Annotated in this window: 21 protein-coding genes; 3 read left to right on the top strand and 18 right to left on the bottom strand. The window is 41.4% G+C overall.

What is annotated here, in order from left to right; translation table 11 throughout:
• Positions 1 to 145: 145 nt before the first annotated feature.
• From spoVE to NSQ25_RS07225, 11 genes are all read right to left on the bottom strand, one after another.
• A complete protein-coding gene (gene spoVE, locus NSQ25_RS07275) occupies positions 146 to 1,246 on the bottom strand; it encodes a stage V sporulation protein E (protein ID WP_024424259.1) in 1,101 nt (366 codons plus the stop codon).
• A 59-nt stretch (positions 1,247 to 1,305) separates the two neighbouring features.
• The gene (gene murD / locus NSQ25_RS07270; RefSeq protein WP_080943444.1) at positions 1,306 to 2,661 is read right to left on the bottom strand and encodes a UDP-N-acetylmuramoyl-L-alanine--D-glutamate ligase; all 1,356 of its coding nucleotides are present in this window, start codon (positions 2,659 to 2,661) and stop codon (positions 1,306 to 1,308) included.
• The gene (gene mraY, locus NSQ25_RS07265; protein WP_003211854.1) at positions 2,662 to 3,636 is read right to left on the bottom strand and encodes a phospho-N-acetylmuramoyl-pentapeptide-transferase; all 975 of its coding nucleotides are present in this window, start codon (positions 3,634 to 3,636) and stop codon (positions 2,662 to 2,664) included.
• Between the two features lie 135 nt (positions 3,637 to 3,771).
• Entirely contained in the window at positions 3,772 to 5,247 is a 1,476-nt protein-coding gene (locus NSQ25_RS07260; protein WP_326136467.1) for a UDP-N-acetylmuramoyl-L-alanyl-D-glutamate--2,6-diaminopimelate ligase, read from the bottom strand.
• A gap of 211 nt (positions 5,248 to 5,458) precedes the next feature.
• The gene (locus NSQ25_RS07255) at positions 5,459 to 7,378 is read right to left on the bottom strand and encodes a stage V sporulation protein D (RefSeq protein WP_326136468.1); all 1,920 of its coding nucleotides are present in this window, start codon (positions 7,376 to 7,378) and stop codon (positions 5,459 to 5,461) included.
• A gap of 128 nt (positions 7,379 to 7,506) precedes the next feature.
• Entirely contained in the window at positions 7,507 to 9,657 is a 2,151-nt protein-coding gene (locus tag NSQ25_RS07250) for a penicillin-binding protein (RefSeq protein ID WP_046312222.1), read from the bottom strand.
• A 7-nt stretch (positions 9,658 to 9,664) separates the two neighbouring features.
• Positions 9,665 to 10,012: a cell division protein FtsL gene (ftsL, locus tag NSQ25_RS07245; RefSeq protein ID WP_024424265.1), complete on the bottom strand. Its 348-nt coding sequence runs from the start codon at positions 10,010 to 10,012 to the stop codon at positions 9,665 to 9,667.
• Positions 10,013 to 10,049: 37 nt separating this feature from the next.
• Complete coding sequence (rsmH, locus tag NSQ25_RS07240) at positions 10,050 to 10,982, bottom strand: 16S rRNA (cytosine(1402)-N(4))-methyltransferase RsmH (protein ID WP_024426925.1); 933 nt, start codon at positions 10,980 to 10,982, stop codon at positions 10,050 to 10,052.
• A gap of 66 nt (positions 10,983 to 11,048) precedes the next feature.
• The gene (gene mraZ / locus NSQ25_RS07235; RefSeq protein ID WP_003211163.1) at positions 11,049 to 11,480 is read right to left on the bottom strand and encodes a division/cell wall cluster transcriptional repressor MraZ; all 432 of its coding nucleotides are present in this window, start codon (positions 11,478 to 11,480) and stop codon (positions 11,049 to 11,051) included.
• A 128-nt stretch (positions 11,481 to 11,608) separates the two neighbouring features.
• The gene (bshC, locus tag NSQ25_RS07230) at positions 11,609 to 13,228 is read right to left on the bottom strand and encodes a bacillithiol biosynthesis cysteine-adding enzyme BshC (RefSeq protein ID WP_326136469.1); all 1,620 of its coding nucleotides are present in this window, start codon (positions 13,226 to 13,228) and stop codon (positions 11,609 to 11,611) included.
• 65 nt (positions 13,229 to 13,293) lie between these two features.
• Positions 13,294 to 14,193 (bottom strand): 2-dehydropantoate 2-reductase, encoded by a 900-nt coding sequence (locus NSQ25_RS07225; RefSeq protein WP_034281680.1) that lies wholly within the window; start codon positions 14,191 to 14,193, stop codon positions 13,294 to 13,296.
• 210 nt (positions 14,194 to 14,403) lie between these two features.
• Between NSQ25_RS07225 and NSQ25_RS07220 the strand changes: the two genes are divergently transcribed.
• Positions 14,404 to 14,883, top strand: a complete 480-nt coding sequence (locus tag NSQ25_RS07220) for an N-acetyltransferase (protein ID WP_007499784.1) — start codon at positions 14,404 to 14,406, stop codon at positions 14,881 to 14,883.
• Between the two features lie 46 nt (positions 14,884 to 14,929).
• On the opposite strand, the gene gerR is transcribed toward NSQ25_RS07220, so the two are convergent.
• From gerR to NSQ25_RS07205, 3 genes are all read right to left on the bottom strand, one after another.
• The gene (gerR, locus tag NSQ25_RS07215) at positions 14,930 to 15,469 is read right to left on the bottom strand and encodes a sporulation-specific transcriptional regulator GerR (RefSeq protein WP_034281678.1); all 540 of its coding nucleotides are present in this window, start codon (positions 15,467 to 15,469) and stop codon (positions 14,930 to 14,932) included.
• Positions 15,470 to 15,609: 140 nt separating this feature from the next.
• Positions 15,610 to 15,783 (bottom strand): 50S ribosomal protein L32, encoded by a 174-nt coding sequence (gene rpmF / locus NSQ25_RS07210; protein WP_008354700.1) that lies wholly within the window; start codon positions 15,781 to 15,783, stop codon positions 15,610 to 15,612.
• A 21-nt stretch (positions 15,784 to 15,804) separates the two neighbouring features.
• A complete protein-coding gene (locus NSQ25_RS07205) occupies positions 15,805 to 16,323 on the bottom strand; it encodes a DUF177 domain-containing protein (protein ID WP_019743276.1) in 519 nt (172 codons plus the stop codon).
• 206 nt (positions 16,324 to 16,529) lie between these two features.
• Here NSQ25_RS07205 and NSQ25_RS07200 point away from each other — a divergent pair, with 206 nt between their 5' ends.
• Positions 16,530 to 17,777, top strand: a complete 1,248-nt coding sequence (locus tag NSQ25_RS07200) for a nucleotidyltransferase (protein WP_326136471.1) — start codon at positions 16,530 to 16,532, stop codon at positions 17,775 to 17,777.
• Between the two features lie 233 nt (positions 17,778 to 18,010).
• Here the strand turns inward: NSQ25_RS07200 and NSQ25_RS07195 are convergent, their stop codons facing one another.
• Entirely contained in the window at positions 18,011 to 19,039 is a 1,029-nt protein-coding gene (locus NSQ25_RS07195) for a SepM family pheromone-processing serine protease (RefSeq protein ID WP_024426920.1), read from the bottom strand.
• A gap of 4 nt (positions 19,040 to 19,043) precedes the next feature.
• Positions 19,044 to 19,823: a patatin-like phospholipase family protein gene (locus NSQ25_RS07190; RefSeq protein WP_041117300.1), complete on the bottom strand. Its 780-nt coding sequence runs from the start codon at positions 19,821 to 19,823 to the stop codon at positions 19,044 to 19,046.
• A 156-nt stretch (positions 19,824 to 19,979) separates the two neighbouring features.
• Here NSQ25_RS07190 and ylbJ point away from each other — a divergent pair, with 156 nt between their 5' ends.
• The gene (gene ylbJ / locus NSQ25_RS07185; protein WP_326136472.1) at positions 19,980 to 21,188 is read left to right on the top strand and encodes a sporulation integral membrane protein YlbJ; all 1,209 of its coding nucleotides are present in this window, start codon (positions 19,980 to 19,982) and stop codon (positions 21,186 to 21,188) included.
• Between the two features lie 13 nt (positions 21,189 to 21,201).
• Here ylbJ and coaD read toward each other — a convergent pair whose 3' ends face one another.
• Both coaD and rsmD read right to left on the bottom strand, forming a co-directional pair.
• Entirely contained in the window at positions 21,202 to 21,684 is a 483-nt protein-coding gene (coaD, locus tag NSQ25_RS07180; RefSeq protein ID WP_024426917.1) for a pantetheine-phosphate adenylyltransferase, read from the bottom strand.
• A 1-nt stretch (position 21,685) separates the two neighbouring features.
• The gene (gene rsmD, locus NSQ25_RS07175; RefSeq protein ID WP_254967935.1) at positions 21,686 to 22,273 is read right to left on the bottom strand and encodes a 16S rRNA (guanine(966)-N(2))-methyltransferase RsmD; all 588 of its coding nucleotides are present in this window, start codon (positions 22,271 to 22,273) and stop codon (positions 21,686 to 21,688) included.
• Between the last annotated feature and the right edge of the window lie 77 nt (positions 22,274 to 22,350).

Below are 22,350 nucleotides of genomic sequence, written 5' to 3'. Positions count from 1 at the left end.
TTTAAACAACAGGGCTCCGTTAAAACCTGTAAAGAAGAGGTAAAAAACATGTTTTCGGATACTAAAGCTGTCTTTTTCACTCTTCAAATCATTTTTTTGTACTTTTGCAAAATAAATGTCATCATGGTTTCATGAACTAGCAGCATTAGTATCTAGCGTACCTGCTTACATTCAAGAGTACGCCAATGGCCATCAGCATTAATGTCAGTGATGAGCCGCCATAACTTAGGAATGGGAGCGTGATACCTGTCACAGGGATAAGTCCAGTAACAACTGCGATATTAATCATCACTTGAATGGCAACCATTGAAATAATGCCAACTGCTAGGAAACTTCCATATAAGTCTGGGGCTCCAAGTGCTATTCGTATGCCTCTCCATAATAGAACACTAAAGAGCAGCAAAATGAGTGATCCTCCTATAAAGCCAAGTTCTTCAGACAATATTGCAAAGATGAAGTCTGTTTGAGGCTCAGGTAAATAAAAGAATTTTTGTCTACTTTGACCGAGACCCATCCCGAACAAACCGCCTGGACCAACAGCGTATAAGGATTGAATAATTTGAAACCCACTGCCTAGTGGATCTTCCCAAGGATTTAAGTACGATGTAATTCGTTTTATGCGGTAGGGCGCTGATAAGACTAGTGCAGCAAATCCGCTGAGCCCTAAAAGACCGAGAAATATAAAGTGAGCAATTCTCGCACCTGAAACAAATATCATAATAATACAGGTTCCAACCATTACCGTCCCTGTTCCCAAATCTGGCTGCAGCATGATGATGGCAAATGCAGAAAACACAATGCCTAATGCTGGTGCGAAACCTTTACGAAAGGATGTGATATTTTTTTGTTTTTCAGATAAGAATTTTGCAAGAAACGCAATCATCGCAAGCTTCATAAATTCAGAGGGCTGAATACTAAACGCACCGACACCGATCCAGCTTCTTGATCCATTTCTCTCCATACCGATACCAGGAATAAGTACAAGCAACAAAAGGAGAAAACAAACAGCAATCAATATCTTTGACCAAGTCCGCCATGTCCAATAATCGACTCGCATAATGAAAAACATCGCGATAACTCCGATTCCGGCAAACAAAAGCTGTCTTTTTGCAAAATAAAACGAATCATCAAATTTATACGATGCCCACACAGCACTAGCGCTGTACACCATAATTAAACCAATCGTCAATAAAAGTAACGTAATGACAACAAGCAAAAAGTCCGGAGAAGTTTTCTTATTCGTCAAGAGACCGACACCCCAAGCATAATTTCATTTGGGCTGTCAGTCATACGAGAGACAAGCCCTTATTTAAGCATATGCACGGCGTTTACAAACATGTCTCCACGTTCTTCAAATGTTTTATGCTGATCCCAGCTTGCACAAGCCGGGGATAATAAAATCACGTCTTCTTCTTCAGAAATGTTAAACGCCGCAGGTACTGCTTGTTCAACATTATCGACATGTTTTACGTGATGTATTCCCAGTTCTTCACCAAGCTTCACAAACTTAGGTGCCGTCTCACCAAATGTAATAATTCCTTTTACATTTTTCATAAAAGGTTTCAATTCATCAAATTCATTGCCCCGGTCAAGTCCGCCGGCTAATAAAATAGTCGGCTGCTCAAAAGCTGACAATGCTTTACTTGTTGCCAGTATATTGGTGGCTTTACTATCGTTATAGAATTTTCTGCTTTGAATTGTATCTACAAACTGCAGACGGTGCTTCACTCCACTAAATGTCGTGAGAACGTGTGCGATTGCTTCATTTGAACAGCCTGCATTTTTCACGACACAAATAGCTGCCAAAATATTTTCTTGGTTATGCTCACCAGGAAGAACAACATCCTTTAAATCGATGATATGTTCATTCATGTAGTAGATCGCACCATTTTTAATATACGCACCATGTTCTACTTGCTCTTTCACGGAGAAAAACACTTTTTTTGCTTTTGAAGCTTCAGCCAGTTTTACGACTGATGGATCATCGAGGTTAATGACTGCTATGTCATCATCCAGTTGATGTGCGTAAACTTTCTGCTTTGCTTTTTCATATTCATCACGAGTGTGGTGATAGTCTAAATGTGCATCAAAAATATTTAATATTAAGCTGATTTTAGGTCTGAATTCAACTGTTCCCATTAACTGAAAAGAAGAGAGTTCAGTTACGATCCACTCATCACCAGCTGCCTTTGCAGCGACTTCGCTGGCAACTGTGCCAATATTACCTGCCACTAAAGTTTTTTGACGGTCTTGTTTCAACATTTCATAAATCAAAGTCGTGGTAGTGGTTTTTCCATTTGATCCAGTAATCCCAATAAAAGGAGCTGAGGTTAAATGATAAGCTAATTCTATTTCCGTCCAAACTGGAATTTGGCGGCGAAGCGCCTCTTGAACCATCACATTTTCATATGGAATTCCAGGATTTTTAATTAAAATCGTAATTTCTTTATCATCGAACATACGAAGAGGATGGCTGCCGCAAATGACATCTATCCCCTTTTCAGAAAGAAGCTGAGCAGGTTCATTTTCTTCAAACGGCTTTTGGTCATTTACTATGACATTTACTCCATGCTCATGAAGAATTGAAGCTGCCGCATATCCGCTTTTTGCAAGACCTAATACTAGTACATGTTCGTTTTTTAACATTTGCATCTTATTCAATTATAACCACACCTCGATGTAAATTCCTAAAACAGCAAGTAATAAACCAGCTGTCCAGAAGGTGACAACTACTCTCCACTCAGACCAGCCAACTAACTCATAGTGGTGGTGAAGCGGACTCATCTTGAAGATTCTTTTTCCAGTTGTTTTAAAGGAGATCACTTGAAGAATAACAGATAACGTTTCGACAACAAATACTCCTCCAATAATGACAAGCAAAATTTCAAGCTTTGTTAAAATGGCAATCGCTACAATCGCTCCGCCTAAAGCAAGCGACCCTGTATCACCCATAAATACTTTTGCAGGATGCGCGTTAAACACAAGAAACCCAAGAACGGCTCCAGCAACAGCTACTGAAAAGATCGCTACATCGTACTGTGATTGATTCCAAGCCAGTATAGCAAAGGCTCCGAAGGCAATTGCAGCAGTTCCAGATAATAGACCATCCAGTCCATCCGTTAAGTTCACGGCATTAGAACCTCCGACAAGCATGAAAACGACAAGGATAAAGTAAGCCCATCCTAAATCAAAGCTGACATCTGTTCCTGGAATGCGAATCGTCGTTGCAAACTGATAATAATGGAAGACTGCATAAAAAATCACTGCGATCACGATTTGACCGATTAATTTCTGTTTCGATGTTAAACCTAGGTTTCGTTTCATCGCTACTTTAATATAATCATCTAAAAATCCTAATAGACCGTAGCCAAGCGTGACAAATAACAATAAAAACATTTCTGGACTAATCTCAGAAAATTTGTTGATCATCACAATCGTTGTAATTGTAATAGAAAAGATAATCATAATTCCGCCCATTGTCGGAGTACCTGATTTCTTTTGGTGAGACTGTGGTCCTTCTTCTCTAATACTTTGACCAAATTTAAGCCTTCTTAAAAACGGAATAAAAATCGGGGATAAAAGAACACTGATTAAAAATCCCATTATGATTGTAAACAATATCACCTGTTCAAGCATCGTTCTTTACTCCTTCCGAATTTCCAAAGCCGTTTTCCATCAGAAAATTACATTCATTATTAAGGTATTCATTCACGTTCTTCGTATGTTGTTTTTGTACAAAATGCTTCATTTCATTACACTCTTTTCATCATTTTAAGATTTGTTTAGATCTAAAATAGCGTCCATAGCAACCTGTGCATCATCAAAATCGTAAACTTGATCGCCAACGATTTGATATGTCTCATGACCTTTACCCGCTATTAAGACTGTATCGCCTTTTTTCGCATTGGCAATTGCAAAAAAGATGGCTTGTTTGCGATTCACAAAACTATGATAATATGCGTCTGGCACCCCATTTTCCATATCCTTCAAAATAGCTGAAGGATCTTCGCTTCTTGGGTTGTCTGATGTAAATACAGGTTCATCTGCATACTTCACAGCGATTTGGGCCATTTGAGGACGCTTTGTTTTATCACGGTCACCGCCGCAGCCTATCACACAGAAAATTTTGCCCTCTGTTAATTCTCTACACGTTGTCAGGACATTTTCTAAGCTGTCAGGTGTATGGGCGTAATCGACAATAACAGGAAAATCTTGATCACAGTTCACAAGTTCAAATCGGCCTTTGACTCCCTCCAGCTCTTCAATAGCACTTACAATCGTTTCAAATGTTAAGCCAGATACGATCCCTACTGATACAGCTGCTAGGATGTTGTACACATTAAACTTACCGATGAGGGCAACTGTCACACTTTTTGTGCCAATTGGAGTGATCAAATCAAATTGAGTTCCCTTCGGTTTGATTTGAATATTCTTTGCCATCACATCTGCTTTTTGCTCTAAGCCATATGTCATGACTTCAGCAGCTGTAACTTTTTCATAATAACTCGAAGCGTCATCATCTGCATTTAAAATCGCATGCTTTGGCTTATCGTGATGAAAGGCACTGCCAAGCTGTGAAAATAGCAAGCTTTTCGCATGTTTATATTCTTCCATTGTGTTGTGGTAATCAAGATGGTCCTGCGAAAGGTTTGTGAAAACGGCAATATCATAATCACATCCATGTACCCTGCCAAGATGCAGTGCATGTGATGATACTTCCATAATGGCTGTGTCTACATCTTGGTCAAGCATCTGTTTAAAGGTTTTCTGAAGTGTGACACTTTCAGGTGTAGTGTTTTTCACATCGAGAATGTCATCATTCACCTTCATATACATTGTACCGATTAAGCCTGTTTTCTTTTCAGCTTTTCTCATCATTTGTTCAATCATGTGTGTTGTCGAAGTTTTTCCGTTTGTTCCTGTGATCCCGATGAGATTCAGCTTATGAGTTGGCTGCTCGTAAAACGCATCAGCTATTCTTGCAAGAGCTCTTTGAGAGTGTTTTACAATAATGACTGGTACATCTGATATGTTAAGAGGGTGTTCTGCTACAATCGCTGCAGCCCCGCTTTTCACCGCTTTTTCAGCATAATCGTGTCCATCTACTGTATAGCCTTTTATACAGACAAAAAGGCTTCCTTTTTTCACCTCTCTTGAATCCATTTCAATGGAAGTGATATCAGGATTTTCGTTTATTAATTCGTTATTTTCACTTTTAAAGTATGTAAGGAGTTCTTGTAATTTCATTTCATATCAAACCTCTCAAATTCGTTCACGTGCATGTCTTGTGAAAAAAACACACAGTCTATATTTTATCGTAAAAAAAAGGATACATCCAGCGTATTCCTTAAGTTTCTCTTGGAAAAAACACACTTTAGGCTCTTTTTTTCAAACAGACCTTCTCTTTCAACAAAAAGAGGCAGCCGAATGAGTGCGGCTACCCTCTGTTCATTCTTTATTATTCATCGTTTAAGTATAATCTGATGGTGGAGCCTTCCTTGACCTTTGTCCCGGCAGCAGGTGATTGCTTCACCACTTTACTGCCCGTTCCAGAAGCATCGATCTTAAGGTTAATCAGTAAGGATTCAAGGTCTGAAACAGATCCCCCTACAAGATTCGGTACTTCAATGGTTTTTGTGTCCAGCCACTGGTACTTCTTTTCAATTTGTCCTTTTCTTTTTTTTACACCCATCTCAGGCAGGCTGTCCCGCATAATATGACCCACAATTGGTGCAGCAACTGTCCCGCCAAATTGAATAGTGCCTTTCGGGTTATCTACAGCCACATATACAACGATACTTGGATCATCAGCAGGCGCAAACCCGATAAACGACACAATGTGGTTATTTTCCATGTACTTGCCGTCTTTTACTTTCTGTGCTGTCCCTGTTTTTCCGCCAACTCGATATCCTTCAACAAATGCATTTCGGCCAGTTCCTTGAGCGACTACACTTTCAAGCGCATATCTGATTTCTTTGGATGTTTCTGCTGAAATCACTTTCTTTTTGGCAATCGGTGATTGCTTTTTCACTACCTCTTTTGTGATTGGATTTATCCATTCTTTTGCAATGTACGGCGTGTAAAGTGTTCCGCCATTTACCGCAGCTGCTACGGCAGCTACTTGCTGTATCGGCGTAACAGATACACCTTGACCAAAGGCAGTTGTCGCCTGCTCTACAGGGCCAACCCGGTCCAGCGGGAACAAAATGCCTCGCCCTTCCCCTTGAAGATCGATTCCTGTTTTTTGGCCAAATCCGAAATTTTTAATATAGGAAAATAATTTATCCTTTCCTAGACGGTCGCCTAGTTCAACAAAACCGGGGTTACAGGAGTTTTGAACCACTTCTAAAAATGACTGTGATCCGTGGCCGCCTTTTTTCCAGCACCTAAGTCTTGCACCATCAACTGTCACAGAACCGCTGTCAAAAAAATGATCGCGTTTTAAATTGACTTTTTTCTCTTCTAGTGCTGCTGCAAGCGTAATAATTTTAAACGTCGAACCTGGCTCATATGTGCTCCACACCGGTAGATTTCGGTTAAACACTTTCGAGTCAACTGATTGATAATCCGCTGGATCAAAATCCGGTCTGCTCGACATCCCAAGCACTTCACCGTTCTTCGGGTTCATCGCAATTGCAATCATCCCATCTGGGTTATATTTTGCCTGCGCATTGTCTAATTCCCGTTCTATAATGGTTTGCACCTTCGCATCGACAGTTAACTTCATATCAAGACCATCTTTAGGCGGTGTATAATCATCTGCTTCATCTGGCATTTTCTGCCCTTTTGCATCGGAATAGAACTTCACAGAGCCTTTTTCACCTTTTAGGTCATCATCATAATAGGCTTCCAGTCCAAGTAACCCTTGATTATCAATTCCAGCGAAGCCCAGCACATGAGAAAGAAAACTGCCAAACGGATAGTGTCTGATGCTGTCTTCTGCAACATAAACACCATCTAAATCAAGCTCTCTGACTTCTTTTGCTTTTTCATGAGATACTTTTCTTCCTTCTGGAGAAATTCGTTCGATGGATGTTTTCTTTGTGACGTGCTTGTACGCTTTTTCTTCAGACATATTCAGTACTGCCGCCAGTTTTTTGCTTGTTTCTGCCGGATCTTTAATTTGCCGCGGGACGACCAATATAGATGGGGCACTTTTGTTCGTCGCAAGCTCTACCCCATTTCGGTCCAAAATATCTCCCCTTTCTGGTTCGAACGGGAGGTTCCGGCTCCATGAATCTTTTGCTAAGCTTGTGAGCTTCTCGCCCATAATAAACTGTACATATCCTAATCTAGTATCTATGATGAAAAAAATGATCACCCCAAACAGCAGCACGAAAAGCAATCGTTTTCTCACTGTTACACTTGATACTCGCACGCCTGGTTCACTCCTTACATACATATGGCTTGTTTCCATCATATGCAGGCCCGTCCTTATGTAGAACGTCTCGTCTATCCCGCTCGGCAAAAGAAAAAACCTAGCAAGTGGTTTGCTAGGTTTTGCAGTTAATTCGGACTTTTAAATGTCACAGTGACGACTTTATCTGAAATCTCCGATCCTCTTTTCACACTTTGTTTGACAGCATATCCTTGTCCCTTTGTTTCGATATGCACACCGGAAATGGATGCATATTGAAGGACTTCCCGTCTCGACCAGCCTGTCATATCAGGCATTTTTATCGTTTTTCCTGCTGTTTTCAAGAAAACTTTCTGGCTTTCAGAGAATTCAGAGCCTGCACTTGGCCACTGTCGTTTAATGGAGAGGCCGTCGCCGATGACAACAGGCGTTAAGTTTTTGTTTTTGGCTTCTGTTTCCGCCTGCTTCACTTCTAAATCTAAGAATGAAGGCATTGTTTCTTGCTTCACTTTTTGTTCGCCTGATTTTTTATCGTCTGTTTTTGTTGGTGCAATATTTAAATATAGCAGACTATTTTTCATCACTGGGTTAAAGATTTGTGCAACTGGGGCAGAGCCAGTTTCTGTGTCAGACAGCTGCGGCTGCTGTACAGCTACATACACGAGCAGCTTCGGATCATCTTTTGGCGCCATTCCCATAAATGAAAAGACGTAATCGTTTCTTCCTTTGAGATAACCGCCGGCACCGCCAATTTGTCCTGTTCCTGTTTTCCCAGCAACGTCAAATCCTTTGATTTGGTAAGGCTGGCCTGTTCCAATCTTCGAGGATACCACCTCACCTAAAATGTCACGGACTTGCTTTGCTGTATCAGAGGAAATTGGCTTTCCAGCTACTGTTGGTTCGTGCTGTAAAATTGTTTTGTTTGTGTTCGGGTCTGTAATATGATCAATAACATATGGCTTCATCATCGTTCCGCCGTTTGCTATCGCTGTCGCTGCTTCTATTTGTTGAATCGGTGTAATGGCAGACGCTTGACCGTAAGCCGTCGATGCTTTGTCATATTCGTATCTGTAATTGATTTTACTAGACGCTTCGTTCGGCAAGTCAATACCTGTTTTGTCATAGAAATGGAACTTCTGCAAATATTGTTCGTAGCGCGTGAAGCCTAGTTTTTCTTTTGCCAGCTTTGCAAAAGCTACGTTAGACGAACGGAGAACACCTTCATGAAAGTCAATTTTTCCCCAGCCATTTCCATTGTTGTGGTCTCTTACAAGGCCTCCTCCTACTTTATAAGTACCAGATTGATATTTATCATTGCCTTGGTAGACACCTTCTTGGATTGCTGCAGCAAGTGTGAAGATTTTCATCGTTGAACCTGGTTCAAACGCATATGAAATGACATCATTGTTATAATTCGTAATGTCTAATTCATTTAAATTAAAGCTTGGCCGCTGTCCCATCGCGAGCACCTTTCCCGTTTTTGGGTCAACGACTGTGGCAATGATTTTCTTCGGTTTATATTTTTTGGCAACCTGCGTCATACTTTCTTCAAGGAACGCCTGGATTTTTTGATCGATGGTCAGCGTGACATTTTTCCCATCCTTCGGAGCGACAATGTCTTCTTTACTATTTGGAAGAGCCCATCCGCTTCTGTCACTGTTATATGTCACATAGCCGTCTTTTTCTTTTAAAAATTTGTTCAGCGCCTTCTCAAGTCCCATCGCGCCTGACATGTCCTTCGTTGCCTCATCTAATCTTGCATAACCGATCAGATTCGACGCAAACATGCCGTTTGGATAATATCGCTTCGTGTCTTTTTCAAATGCGATCCCTGGAAGCTTTAGCTTTTCAATTTTTTCCTTTGTTGAAAAACTGATGTCTTTCCCAGCTTTACCAAACTCCACTTGGAACGCACCTTTAGTATTCAGACGCTTTAAAATTTCGCTTTCACTCATATCAATGACTTTTGACAGCTCTTTTGCTGTCTTTTCTTTGTCGACGACATGCATCGGGTGCTTTGGGTCGACTGTCATTTTCTTGCTCATGACCGCAATGAGCTTATAAACAGACGTATCTTCTGCAATCACATTTCCATTTCGGTCTAAAATAGATCCTCTTTTGGCTTCAAGTGTTTTCTTCGATTGATATTGTTCATTTGCCTTTGCGGCTAACACTTGGCCATCGACCGTTCCTGTAATCTGAATATAGATAAAACGTGCAAGGATGATAAAGAAAAACAGGGCGAAGCAAATACTCGCAATTGCCGCGCCTCTGTTCATCATTTTATTCTTTTTAGGCATCGCCATCTTAATCGACCTTCTTAACATCTTTCGAAATGCTTAAGCCTGCTTTTTTCGCAGTATCAATGACTCTCTCCGGTTCACTCAGCAAGTCTTTTTCTTTTTGAAGCTCAGTGATCTTCTTCGATTCTAAAGATACTTGCTGTTCTAATTTCTGGACTTCAATATTAGCGTGATAGACAGCAAAGGCTTTAGAAATGATGAGAATGGAGCTGCACATAAGAGCCATGACAAACATGACAAGTAAGATTTTTTCACCAAGTGTGATAGAACCTCTTCTTTTAATAACAACCGATTGGCCTTGCTGCTCTGTTTGATATTGTTTTACTTCTCTTTGGTAAGCCAAATTACTCATAAGAAACCTCCTTTTTATCATCATCTATGGTGTCGTTTTACTTTTTTTCTGCAATTCGGAGCTTCGCTGAACGGGCACGGTTGTTATGTTCCAGCTCTTGTTCTGATGCAACGATTGGTTTTCTCGTGATCAGCTTCAGCTTTGGTTCAAGTCCTTCTGGAATCACTGGTAGTCCGTGCGGAAGTTCTGGAAGAGAAGACATTTCTTTAAATGTACTTTTACAAATCCGGTCTTCAAGTGAATGGAATGTAATGACAGAAATTCTTCCCTTCGGATTGAGTAACTCTATTGCTTGTTCTAGTGCTTCTTCAAAAACTTTCAATTCATCATTTACGGCAATTCGGATCGCTTGAAACACTCTTTTTGCTGGATGTCCGCCAGTTCGTCTTGCAGGTGCGGGAATTCCTTCTTTGATAATGTCGACAAGCTCACCTGTAGTTTCAATTGGTGCTTTTTTTCTAGCTTCTTCAATTTTGCGTGCGATTTGCTTGCTGAATTTTTCTTCCCCATATTTGTAGAAAATCCGAACTAGATCTTCAAATGGCCATTCATTCACCACTTGTTTTGCCGACAATGCGGCTGTTTGATCCATTCGCATGTCAAGAGGTGCATCATGGTGATAACTAAAGCCTCTCTCTGGTGTGTCGAGCTGAGGAGATGAAACCCCAAGGTCAAAAATCACACCGTCTACGCTTGTAATGCCTTGTTCATTCAGACGTTCTTTTAAATATCGGAAGTTGCTCTTTATGAAAAGAATGTTCGCTTTAGAATCCGCGAGCTTCTCTCGTGCATGATCCAGTGCAGCATCGTCTTGGTCAAATCCAATCAATGTACCTTTTTCTGATAGTTGAGATAGTAGATATGAGCTGTGACCTGCTCCGCCCAGCGTGCAGTCTACATATGTACCGTCTTCTTTGACGTTTAAACCGTCAACTGTTTCTTTTAATAATACTGTCTCATGTTGGAACATGATATTATGGTCCCACCTTTTTCAAATAGAAATGAATGTGTAGAAAGCTTGCTGCACAAGGGATTATTATATATCAAATCCAATCATGTTTTCAGCAATTTCAGCAAAAGAATCTTCTTGCTCTTCTGTATATTGTTCCCAGATCGACTTACTCCACAACTCAATTCGATTTGAAACGCCGATGACCACACATTCTTTTTCGAGTTTTGCATATTGGAGTAGGTTTGATGCGATGTTAATACGCCCCTGCTTGTCCAGATCGCATTCAACTGCGCCAGAGAAGAAGAACCGGGTAAACGCACGTGCATCTTTTTTCGTTAGCGGCAGTGCTTTGAGTTTCTCTTCGATTAGTTTCCACTCACTCATAGGGTAGCCAAATAAACATTGATCAAGCCCTCTCGTCAGCACAAACTGTTCTCCGAGACCGTCTCTAAATTTAGCAGGGATGATCATGCGCCCTTTTGTATCAATCGTATGTTGGTATTCACCCATGAACATGATAATCAGAGCCCCACTTTCTCACCCTTACTCTCCACTATCCACCACTTCTCTCCACAAAACTTATTTTACACTGTTTCTACATAAAAAAAAACCCTGAACTAGTCAGGGTTCATTAAAACTTTATTTCAAAGTTTGACAATTTGCTGCTTGTTTTGAAATGAAAATGGCAGATTTTTGAACGTTTTGAAGAATTCTGGACCATATTTGTTTAAAAAGTACATGATATTCCAAATTCTTTCTTGCGGGGCATCTAATGGTTTTAAGCTGTTTTCAATCCGTTCAAAATCTCGAAGGATATATCCTTCCTTCTCTTCCACACGCTGCGCCACCTTTTGATAAACAAATTGAAGCTGGCCTTCGATAAATTTGGCATTTTTATCTAGCAGCTGTTCGAAGTTTGGTTCAACCTCCAGTGCTTCTTGCCTCAATACGCCATGAACATTCGCTAATTCACGTTTCGCCTGATCAACGGCTTGAACAAAGCTGTCTGGAAGGCTTTGCTCAAAGTGAGCCTCTTTCTTTTCTTTTACTCCGTTTGTGAGCACTTCTTCAAGAGAAAGTTCTCTGACCGGCAGCTTCTTATCGATGTGCCTTTCAAGAATGGTCACGTGCAGTCTTGGAAGAACGGGTGCCATCTTTAATTCAAAATGCTCAAAAATTCCTTTCAGTTCTCCCCAATAGTTGACTTCACCGTGTCCTGCCATAAAAGCAAGTGTTGGGAGAAGGGTTTCCTGCATTAAGGGACGCGTCACCACATTGTTGCTAAACCGTTCTGGGTGCTTCTCAATTTCCTGCAAAAGCTCTTCTTTTGTCCACGTAAGCCCCACTTCTGATATAGAAAACTGGCCGTTTTCTTTTTCAATAAGGAAACGCTCTTCATCATATTCGTAAAACAGGTTCGCCTGATTGTCACCAGCTTCTATGATCGGCTGATATCCCGCTCGTTTCATGGCAGCCTGCGTTTCATTCAAACGAGCTGTGACCGCATCATTTGTCTCAACAATATGCTTGAATAACGTACGCTCAAGTGGTTTGACGCCTAAGTCTCCTGAATTAAATAGAAGCAGTCCATCTTCTTCAAAAAGGTCGCATACAATCCATTCAAAGAAATCCGTAAATGTTTGTGATTTGCGTAAACATCGAAGAAGCTGATTAAGCAAGTCATTTGTATACGCAGATTCTTCATATGTTGAAAACACATCGCGGAGCCATTTCTCTGTTTTTTCTTGATGCAGAGGTGTTCTTTTGGCAGCAGTTTTTTTGACGTTATGTAATGGCAGCTTTTGCTTGACTGGACCTTTTTCGCCAGATGTGTAGACAAAATTAATTTCATCTACGTCATGATCCTCACCTGCTACCCAAAAGACTGGAATCACAGGAACGCCAAGCACTGATTCTTTTTCTTTTGCGAACTGAATAATGGATATGATTTTATGTATGGTATAAAGCGGTCCTGCCAGTAGGCCTGCCTGCTGTCCTCCAACCACCATGACACTCCGTTCATCACGGATCTTTTCAATGTTCTGACGCATCGCTGCCGATTCAAACTTTGCGTGGTATGCGCTCATATAATCCGCTAAAGCCTCGCGCGGGAAGCTCATTTCCATGAGATCGTCGTATCTTTTTTTCCATGTGTGCTCAGAATGTATATCATAATCAAAAAAAGCAGTCATCTCTTTTTTTTCTTCTATATAATCACGTATGAATAAATTCTGACTTCGGATGGAAAGTTCAGTCAATTGCATGTTTAGAACTTCCTTTCTTCAATAAATAGTTAGTTTCCCGAAAAAAGTATAGCATGTAAATGAGCTCACTCAAAAGATTTTGTTTGCTTTTTTTCCAATACTTCCAAGCTTCGATTGAAGAAAGTAAGATGTGGCGCCAGAATTTCTTGAGCTTGAGCCTTTTTTAAAAGATAGCCAACGATGGCTTTTCTTTCGGTTTCACGGCCTTTGACGATATCTTGAAGCATTGACGATTGATTGGCGGCCGTTTTCTTACAAATGGAAACGACGTGTGACCAGAGCCGCTCTTTTTCAGCCAGACCTAGAATGGACAATGCTTCCTCAAATGCACATTTCATCATGTATTCATATGCAGGAGTTGCGATCAATTCTCCATTTTTCACATGCAATAAAGCCGTGAGCGGGTTAATACAGACATTGACCAGCAGTTTTTCCTCCAGCACTTTTTTCCATTCATCCGTATAAATCATCTGAAATTGGGCCGGCGTTTCATTCAAAGCATTTCTCACATCAGCTGCATCCTCAGGATGAAAAGCCCCCCACTTGATGACACCAATCCCTGTATGGTTTACTGCATGATCTGATACCTTCATCGCCCCGTGCTCTACGACACCTATATATATTGAATGCGGCGTGTCCCAGTTTTCTAAATCTAATAAGTGGGCCATGCCATTTTGTAAAAATAAGATTCGTTGACGAGGTAATGTGGATAGTTCATCAAGCACCTCTTGCAGCTGGTGATATTTCACCGTCACAATCAGCAGATCAAATACTCCTGTAATCCCTGCCCTTGCCTCCGCAGACGCCAGGAATGTGTCTCCTTTTACCGTTCGCTTAATACCTGATGTTCGAATCTTCTCTGCTTGTTCTTTTCTTCTTGTCAAAACAGTGATGTCATGATGCTGTGATAAATAACTGGCACAAAGCAGACCAATCGCACCGCCGCCAATGATTCCAATGTTCAACTGCCGCACTTCCCTTTTTCTGTTTACTTCATCATATCAACCATTTTAACAGTTTCAAGCCGCGATGCAAAAAGCAGATGGCGCGCCGCGATTGAATTTTTTTAATTTAAAAACTATAATAATAAGTGTAAAAACTTTTTGAGGCGGATGGGATGAAAACGCCTTCAACGACATCACTGTCAACATTATGTGTGTAAGGGGGAAGATCATATGACACAAGTAAAACGACTTCTAATCAATTACAAAACTTTAGAGGAATTTAAACAATTTAAGGAATATGGCATACAAGAACTATCCATGCTTGAAGACCTTGAAAGTAATATGATTGAAAATGACAGCAACTCTCCATTTTACGGGATTTATTTTGGAGATAAGCTGGTTGCACGTATGAGCCTTTATCAAGTGGACGGCTCGACGACAACGTATTTTGACCACAATCATGATTATTTAGAGCTGTGGAAGCTGGAAGTGCTTCCTGGGTATCAGCGTAAAGGGTACGGCGAGGCACTTGTTGATTTCGCCAAATCTTTCGGACTGCCAATCCGGACCAATCCACGCGTCAAATCTGCTGGTTTTTGGGATAAAATGGGCTTTGAAGCGGTAAAATATGATATGGAACGCGACAAAGGTGAAAATCCACTCATCTGGGAACCTGCCCATATTCAAAAGAATACAGGTGAATCCGCTTAATCACTGATGGCAAAACGCCCCTCCTTTCTCTGTGAGGGGCGTTTTCTTATTTAGCATATTCTTTTAAGTTGATATTCTGTTTGACTCTTTCAACAATCCCAATAAGTGCCCGGTAGTCTTCTTCCGTCATTTTTAATTGCCGCTTCAAATGTTCATTTTCTTCTGTGAGCGACTTCAGTTGATGCTGCGTGTCCGCCAGTTCTTCGCGTAAATAAGCAGAGCCAGCAGGTTCTTTTTCAAGCTTCTCTAAAAACTGAATCACTTCTCGCAAGGTCAATTCAGCCTGATCTGAAGATGCCTTCTCTTCTATGGTTAGCGTATTTTGCGGTAAACCCGAGGAATGAATTCCAATCTTTTTACGCAGTTCTTTCCGCTGTTTTTTCGCCAGCTCAATGCCTGCCTGATATTGTTTTCTGACGTATGAGTTCCATCTGAATCCACATGCTGCCGCTGTTCTTGACAATGCTTTCCCGACTTCCTCAAATGCGGAAAGCTGCGTTCCTCCATCTCGAATATGCCTTAAGACGACTTCTGCTAAAAGTAAATCTTCATCTTGTGTCCATGCGTCCTGCCTTGTAATCGTCAATTGATCATCCCCCCCTGAATCTGAATACCACATCATATGCGCTTACTAGAGTAGATAGACTATTTGCAGGAGAGAAACCTAAAAAAATAGACAAATAAAAAAACGCAAGGGAAGATTCCCTTACGCTTTTTTATCAAGCATTAGTTGCTTTTTACGTCTTTGCCTTTGTATGTTCCGCAAGATTTGCAGACACGATGAGAAATTTTCATTTCACCGCATTCTGGGCAAGCTACCATACCAGGTACTTGTAGTTTGAAATGCGTACGACGCAATCTTTTTTTCATTTTAGAAGTTCTTCTAAAAGGTACAGCCATTATTCCCACCTCCTTAAAGAGTTAAGATTCATTATTTTCTTCTAAAAGCTTTTTCAAGCCTTCCAGACGCGGATCAATTCGGTTTTGATGTGCATCTTCCGAAATGACCGCCCAGTCATTCCCTTCCTGTGGTGCAGCACCTTTTACGTCTGTTTGGTCGCAAAAGATTTGCATCGGCACTTCAAGAAGAATTTCTTCCTTGACTATAGGCGTTAAGTCGATGATATCGTCTTCTACAACAGATACGTCTTCATCTTCTATATCGTCTGTCTTATGAAGTACAAATAGTTCTTTCGTTGAAATCGCAAATGGATAATTTACATCAACAAGCGTTCTTGAACAAGGCAATGTCATTTCACCTGTGATGGTTAAATCAAATGCGACTTGCTTTGATTCGATCACTCCAGTCCCTTTCACCTCTACCGGTGAAATACGACGTATATCTGAATGAAGGCTAGTAAGTTCATTTAAGTCAACCGTCTCATGAAAATCGAAGCTGTTTTTAGCTTTTTGATGTAACTGATAAACTGTCCATTTCAATTGTATCACCTCTAAGAGCAACAAACATGATTATAGCTTTCATCATGCTATTTGTCAATATTTTTTCTTTACAGTCCTTTGTGATGTCAGAGCGTTGTTTGACATCAGTTCACGGAATGCCTACACTGAAAAAAATGGGCTTCATTTTTCCCTTATGCTACTGTAGCATAGACCATTTAACCATAGCAAGAAAGGCGGAACATCTATTGAAAGCAACAGGAGTTGTTGTCGAGTACAATCCATTTCATTATGGACATGCCTATCATGTTCGCCAGGCGAAAACACATACCTCCTCAGATGTAGCCGTTGCCGTCATGAGCGGATCCTTTCTCCAGCGCGGAGAGCCCGCTATCGTCTCCAAATGGGCACGAACAAAAATGGCATTGCAAAACGGTGTAGACATCGTGTGTGAGCTTCCATACATATATGCAGTGCAAAAGGCAGAAACCTTTGCAAACGGCGCTGTGTCTATTCTAGATGCTTTAAAATGCCGCTCCCTTTTTTTCGGAAGTGAGGACGGAAACATCAAAGCATTTGAGCGAACAGCTCACGCTTGGCATGAGAAAAAAGAAGAAATCGACCTTTTCACAAAAGCAAAGGTAAAAGAAGGTCTTAGTTATCCGGCTGCCGCTGCCGCTGCGTTTCAAGAGGTCATTGATCCGAAACACTTACTGGATCTGTCTAGGCCTAATAACATTTTAGGCTTCCATTATGTCAAAGCCATCTTAGAGAGATCTCCTCACATAGAGCCCTTTACCTCTCAAAGAATTGCATCCGGTTATCATGATCAAGAGCTTCCTAAACATCAGAAAATCGCAAGCGCTACAAGCATCCGAAAAGCCTTAAAAGAGAATGGGTCATTTGAAACTGTCGCCTCTTATCTCCCGGAAGCCTCGCTTAAGCAATTACATGACTATTATTCTTCTTATGATCTTTTACATACGCAAGAAGACTATTTCAGCTTCTTAAAACATGTGTTTCACACAATGGATACAGCAGAACTAGAAGGCATCTATGAAATTGAAGAAGGCATCGAACACCGCATGCAAAAGGCGATCACACATGCGTCCTCCTACGAGGAATATCTATCACTTGTGAAAACAAAACGATATACGTGGACAAGGCTGCAGCGGATGAATACGCACCTTTTAATGAGGGTGAAGAAAACGGTCATGCATGAGCTGCTAAAGGAGAAACAAGCACCATACATTCGTTTACTTGGTATGTCAAAGAAAGGTCAGCAATACTTATCTCTTGTAAAAAAGGAATTGGACGTACCGCTTGTCAGCAAGCTGTCTTCCTTTTCACATCCTGCCCTTGATCTTGACATTCGCGCTTCCCGCGTCTTCAGCCTTCCCATCAGCGAACCAATGCAAACAAAGTTAACAGAAGCAGAATTTAAAACCTCACCGATCCGCTATGATGAAGAGACTGGTCTCTTCCAATCTCGATAAAAAAAGCAGCCTAAGGCTGCTCTCTGATTGTTGACAAAGGGCTAAAAGGATCTTTATTTTAGTCCTTTGTCCTCTTTTCAGCGTGATAGAAAACCTTTGAAGTCTAGGAAGGGCGAGCACCGGAACGGAGCGAATTTGACATTCGTGAGTACCGGCGCAGAGACCTGACACCGAATGCGAGGGTTTGTCTACACGCTGAGAGCAGCCTGTGATAAAGGCTGCTCTTTTTTCACTTAAGATGCTTTCTCTTTTAACTTGTTTAAATAGTTCAGTGCGTCCTGCATTGTGTCCACAGGAACGATTTTCATATTACTTTTAATATCTTTTGCTGTTTTCACTGCATTTTTGTAGTCTGAATTTGGATCACCTTTATCGTTTGGTGCAAAGAAGATATCTTTTCCTGCTTTATCTGCTGCAACAACCTTTTGATCTATTCCGCCAATTGGCCCGACCGTACCATCAGCGTCAATCGTTCCAGTCCCTGCAATCGCATAACCATGTGTTTCGTCTTCTTTTGTCAGCTGGTTATAAATTTCAAGTGACATCATTAAACCTGCCGACGGGCCGCCGATATTTTCAATATCGACCTTAATGGAAGGCGAGACTTTCACATTTCGGTCTGTAAATAATGATACGCCAATTCCAACTCGGTTCGGCTCTTCTTTAAAAGGTTTTAACTTCACTTTCTGCGTGATATCCTTGCCGTTTCGTTCAAGGACAAAACGGACAGATGTACCAGCTTTTTGACGGCTGATATACGACACCATTTTATCAGCAGAATCATACGTCTTGCCATCAACGCTTTTAATCCGGTCGCCCACTTCAATTTTGCCATAAGCAGGCATGCCTTTCATGACGTAGCTCGCATATACCCCATTAAACGTATAATCTACTTTTTTGCCTGCTTTTGTATACGCTGCAATCATGGCATTTTCTTGAGAGCTTTTCATCAGCTGAAGCTGTCTTTTCATATAATCTTCATCCGACTCTCCGTCCGCTTTAATATTTTCTTCTGGGACGATCTCGTCATATTTATTCATTTTCGCAAGTAAATACGTATACGGATTGGCTGGACCTACTTTTATCGTCATAAGAGAGAAGCTGCCCTTCTCGCCGTATCCACCGTCCACTTGAATGTGAGGGGCAATCTCTGTTGCATCACCCGGCTTTGTCACGTAATACGGCAGTTTAACAAAAGTTAAGCCAAATAAGACAAGAACAACGACAAAAAAGCTGAGCCAGCGAATATTCAATTTTTTCATTCGATTAACACTCCCATTTATCAATGACATCTTTCAGTTTACCTGCTAGTTGATCTGCGGCGAGCTCACCAGCTTCAATCATCTCCTGAACCTGGGTGAACGAACTAGAGCTAAATGTTTCAAGCCTCGGCCGGATCATGAGATCTGCATGAATGGTTTGATGACGGACCAATTCATTTTGAAGGATGTCCAAACTTTGCATAATCACATCCGATAATCTCGTCGCCTTTTCTGTTTTTTTCACCCTTGATACATCAGAGGCGATAATAAGGTCTGCGCCCATTTCTTTTAAAACAGACACAGGAATGCGGTCAACAACCGCTCCATCCACTAGCTGTCTGCCGCCCATTTCGTGAGGAACAAACACGCCTGGAATGCTGATGCTTGCTCTGACTGCTTGTGAGACAGACCCTTCTTTAAACACAACCTTCTCCCCTGTTTCGAGGTCACAGGCAACCACCGCAAGGGGCATTCTTAATTCTTCGAATGTTTTCCCATATGTAAACGTGTGAATCAGCTGCAAAATTCGATTTCCTTTTAAAAGACCGATTTTTGGCAGTGTATAGTCAGCATAATACTTTCTTCTGAAGACAAGTGCAAGTTTTTTCATTTTTTCTACGTCTTGTCCTGCCGCATAAAAGCTCCCAACAAGTGCGCCAATACTGCTTCCAGCAATCATATCTACCTGTATTCCTTGCTTCTCAAGACTAGACAATACCCCGATATGCGCCATTCCCCTCGCACCCCCGGAGCCTAGTGCAAGCCCGATGATCGGTCGCTTCATGAAAATCCACCCTCCTCTTTCTATGCATATATACGAATCTATAGGTCTAAACATGCCCCTACTGCTCGTATAGTAATAGAAGACAGGCTCGGCTAGTTTCTTTTTCTAATATCACGAGCTCGCCAATAGATCATAACGGCAAGGGGCGAAATCTCCATGAAAAAATGGAACACTCTGTTCATCGCTGCTTTTTTTATTTTTTTAACAGCCACTGTGATTACACATCCACAAGCCTCTTTGCAAGCGTCGAAAAATGGACTTGCAATGTGGTGGGAGGTTGTATTTCCATCATTGCTTCCTTTTTTTATTTTGTCCGAGCTATTAATTAGTTTCGGGATTGTCAGATTTGTCGGGGTATTATTAGAGCCATTTATGCGCCCCATCTTCCGGGTGCCGGGTGTAGGCGGATTTGTACTGGCTATGGGAATGGCTTCAGGTTTTCCTTCTGGAGCAAAATTAACAACAAGACTCAGGCAGGAAAGGCAGTTGACGAGAATCGAAGCAGAGCGTCTCGTTTCTTTTACAAATTCATCGAATCCATTGTTTATTTTCGGTGCGGTGGCTGTTGGTTTTTTTCATCACCCAGCTTTAGGCATTGTACTCGCCAGCGCTCATTATTTAGGGAATCTCGCTGTTGGTGTGACGATGCGCGCGTATAAAGCGCGGCATGATGCACACCTAAGAAGCCGCAAGAAGTTTTTATTCCCGCCGTTTAAAGAGGCATTTAATGCTCTTCATACAGCAAGACTCGCAGAGAAAAGACCGCTCGGCCAAATTTTAAGTGATGCAGTCATGTCATCAGTCCAAACACTCTTTATGATTGGCGGCTTTATTATCTTATTTTCTGTGTTTAGTAAAATGCTGTCAGTTGTCCATGTGACAGACCTTTTATCCATCGGGCTCGGATATATGCTGCAAACGATGCATCTTCCGCCAGAATTAGACCTTGCCATGATTGCCGGTTTATTTGAAATCACATTAGGAAGCCAGATGACGGGGTCACAGGAAGTCACCCTTCTCGCTAAAACCATTGTCGTCAGCTTTATTTTAGGATTCAGCGGGTTTTCTGTTCAAGCCCAAGTCGCCGGCATTTTGGCGGCAACCGATATCCGCTTTAAACCGTTTTTCTTCGCCCGTTTGCTTCACGGAATTTATGCAGCTGTTTTTGCCTTTTTATTATTCAAGCCTCTTTATGTCTCTCGATCAGACATGGCTCTCCCAGCGGGTGCCTTTGATGCAGGCCAGCAGGTCGTCATGTTCAGCAGCGTGGTTTGGAATCAGCTTGTGACAGCTGGTCCTTTGATCACACTTTGCAGCTTGATTGTGTATATCGCACTGTACTATCGGAAATTAAAAAATGGATGAGTGCTGGGTGCACTCATCCATTAAATTTTTCCTTCAGCGCTGCTTCTACCTCTTTTGGTACAAGATCTTTGACTGCCCCATGATATTTCGCTACTTCTTTGACAATACTGGAGCTTAAGAAGGAATATTGATTGTTGGTCATCATAAAAAACGTTTCAATTTCATCGTCTAACACTTTGTTCATTGAGGTGCCTTGCATCTCATACTCAAAGTCCGTCACAGCCCTTAATCCGCGTAAAATGACTTTGGCTTCTTTTTGCTTTGCATAATCAACAAGCAGGCCGTGAAACGATTCAACTTTAATATTTGGCAGCTCCTTCGTCGCTTGGCGAATAAGCTCACACCGTTCTTCAACAGTAAATAACGGTTTTTTAGATGAGTTATTTAATACACATACATACACTTCATCAAAAATCTTTGCACCTCTTTTGATGATATCCAAATGCCCCAATGTAACTGGATCGAAGCTGCCCGGACAAACGGCTATGTTCCCCATGCTAATTTCCCCGCTTTCTATAAATCGTAATACCAGTCAATCCGTACAGTTCCTGTCTTGTGATATGAAGCTGTCCTGCTTCTTCTGGCAGCTTCACGTCTTTATCATGCTCACACACGATCACGCCGTCATCTGTTAACAAGGCGTGCTCGTCAATCATTTCAAGAAGTGCTTTTAGCTGTTGATCTTTATAGGGCGGATCAAGGAAAATGGCTTGAAAGGATTCCTCTCGTTTCACAACAGCTGCGAGTGCACGCTTTGCTTCATTTCGAAACACTTCACTTTGATCCATTAGCGACAATTGATTCAGGTTTCCTTTAATCGTCTGAATCGCCTTTATATCTCGATCAACAAATATGCAATGATCGAATCCTCTAGAAAGCGCTTCAATCCCTAAACCACCGCTTCCTGCAAATAAATCAAGAGCCCATCCGCCATCAAAATACGGGCCGATCATATTAAATATTGATTCTTTTACTTTATCTGTCGTCGGTCTTGTTGATTGACCTGGTACCGCTTTAAGTGTGCGGCCTTTTCTCGTTCCAGAGATGACTCTCATTTTTCCACCACTTTTTCTGCTTGCTTCTATTCGTCATTGTTTATGACAAAAAATTCAACATTATCTTACCACATCACTCCTCAAGGAACAATGCGTGGATATTCATT

This window comes from Bacillus sp. FSL R5-0512, assembly GCF_038593295.1.
GTDB classification, from domain to species: Bacteria; Bacillota; Bacilli; order Bacillales; family Bacillaceae; genus Bacillus; species Bacillus safensis.
The sequence above is the reverse complement of the archived record's forward strand: the minus strand, read 5'-3'. Positions and strand labels throughout refer to the sequence as shown.

Bases quoted from the DNA above. Each gene is read 5' to 3' on its own strand.
- mraY (WP_003211854.1), bottom strand. From the start codon at position 3,636: ATGCTTGAACAGGTGATATTGTTTACAATCATAATGGGATTTTTAATC.
- NSQ25_RS07260 (WP_326136467.1), bottom strand. From the start codon at position 5,247: ATGAAATTACAAGAACTCCTTACATACTTTAAAAGTGAAAATAACGAA.
- NSQ25_RS07250 (WP_046312222.1), bottom strand. From the start codon at position 9,657: ATGCCTAAAAAGAATAAAATGATGAACAGAGGCGCGGCAATTGCGAGT.
- ftsL (WP_024424265.1), bottom strand. From the start codon at position 10,012: ATGAGTAATTTGGCTTACCAAAGAGAAGTAAAACAATATCAAACAGAG.
- rsmH (WP_024426925.1), bottom strand. From the start codon at position 10,982: ATGTTCCAACATGAGACAGTATTATTAAAAGAAACAGTTGACGGTTTA.
- mraZ (WP_003211163.1), bottom strand. From the start codon at position 11,480: ATGTTCATGGGTGAATACCAACATACGATTGATACAAAAGGGCGCATG.
- bshC (WP_326136469.1), bottom strand. From the start codon at position 13,228: ATGCAATTGACTGAACTTTCCATCCGAAGTCAGAATTTATTCATACGT.
- NSQ25_RS07220 (WP_007499784.1), top strand. From the start codon at position 14,404: ATGACACAAGTAAAACGACTTCTAATCAATTACAAAACTTTAGAGGAA.
- rpmF (WP_008354700.1), bottom strand. From the start codon at position 15,783: ATGGCTGTACCTTTTAGAAGAACTTCTAAAATGAAAAAAAGATTGCGT.
- NSQ25_RS07195 (WP_024426920.1), bottom strand. From the start codon at position 19,039: ATGAAAAAATTGAATATTCGCTGGCTCAGCTTTTTTGTCGTTGTTCTT.
- NSQ25_RS07190 (WP_041117300.1), bottom strand. From the start codon at position 19,823: ATGAAGCGACCGATCATCGGGCTTGCACTAGGCTCCGGGGGTGCGAGG.
- ylbJ (WP_326136472.1), top strand. From the start codon at position 19,980: ATGAAAAAATGGAACACTCTGTTCATCGCTGCTTTTTTTATTTTTTTA.
- coaD (WP_024426917.1), bottom strand. From the start codon at position 21,684: ATGGGGAACATAGCCGTTTGTCCGGGCAGCTTCGATCCAGTTACATTG.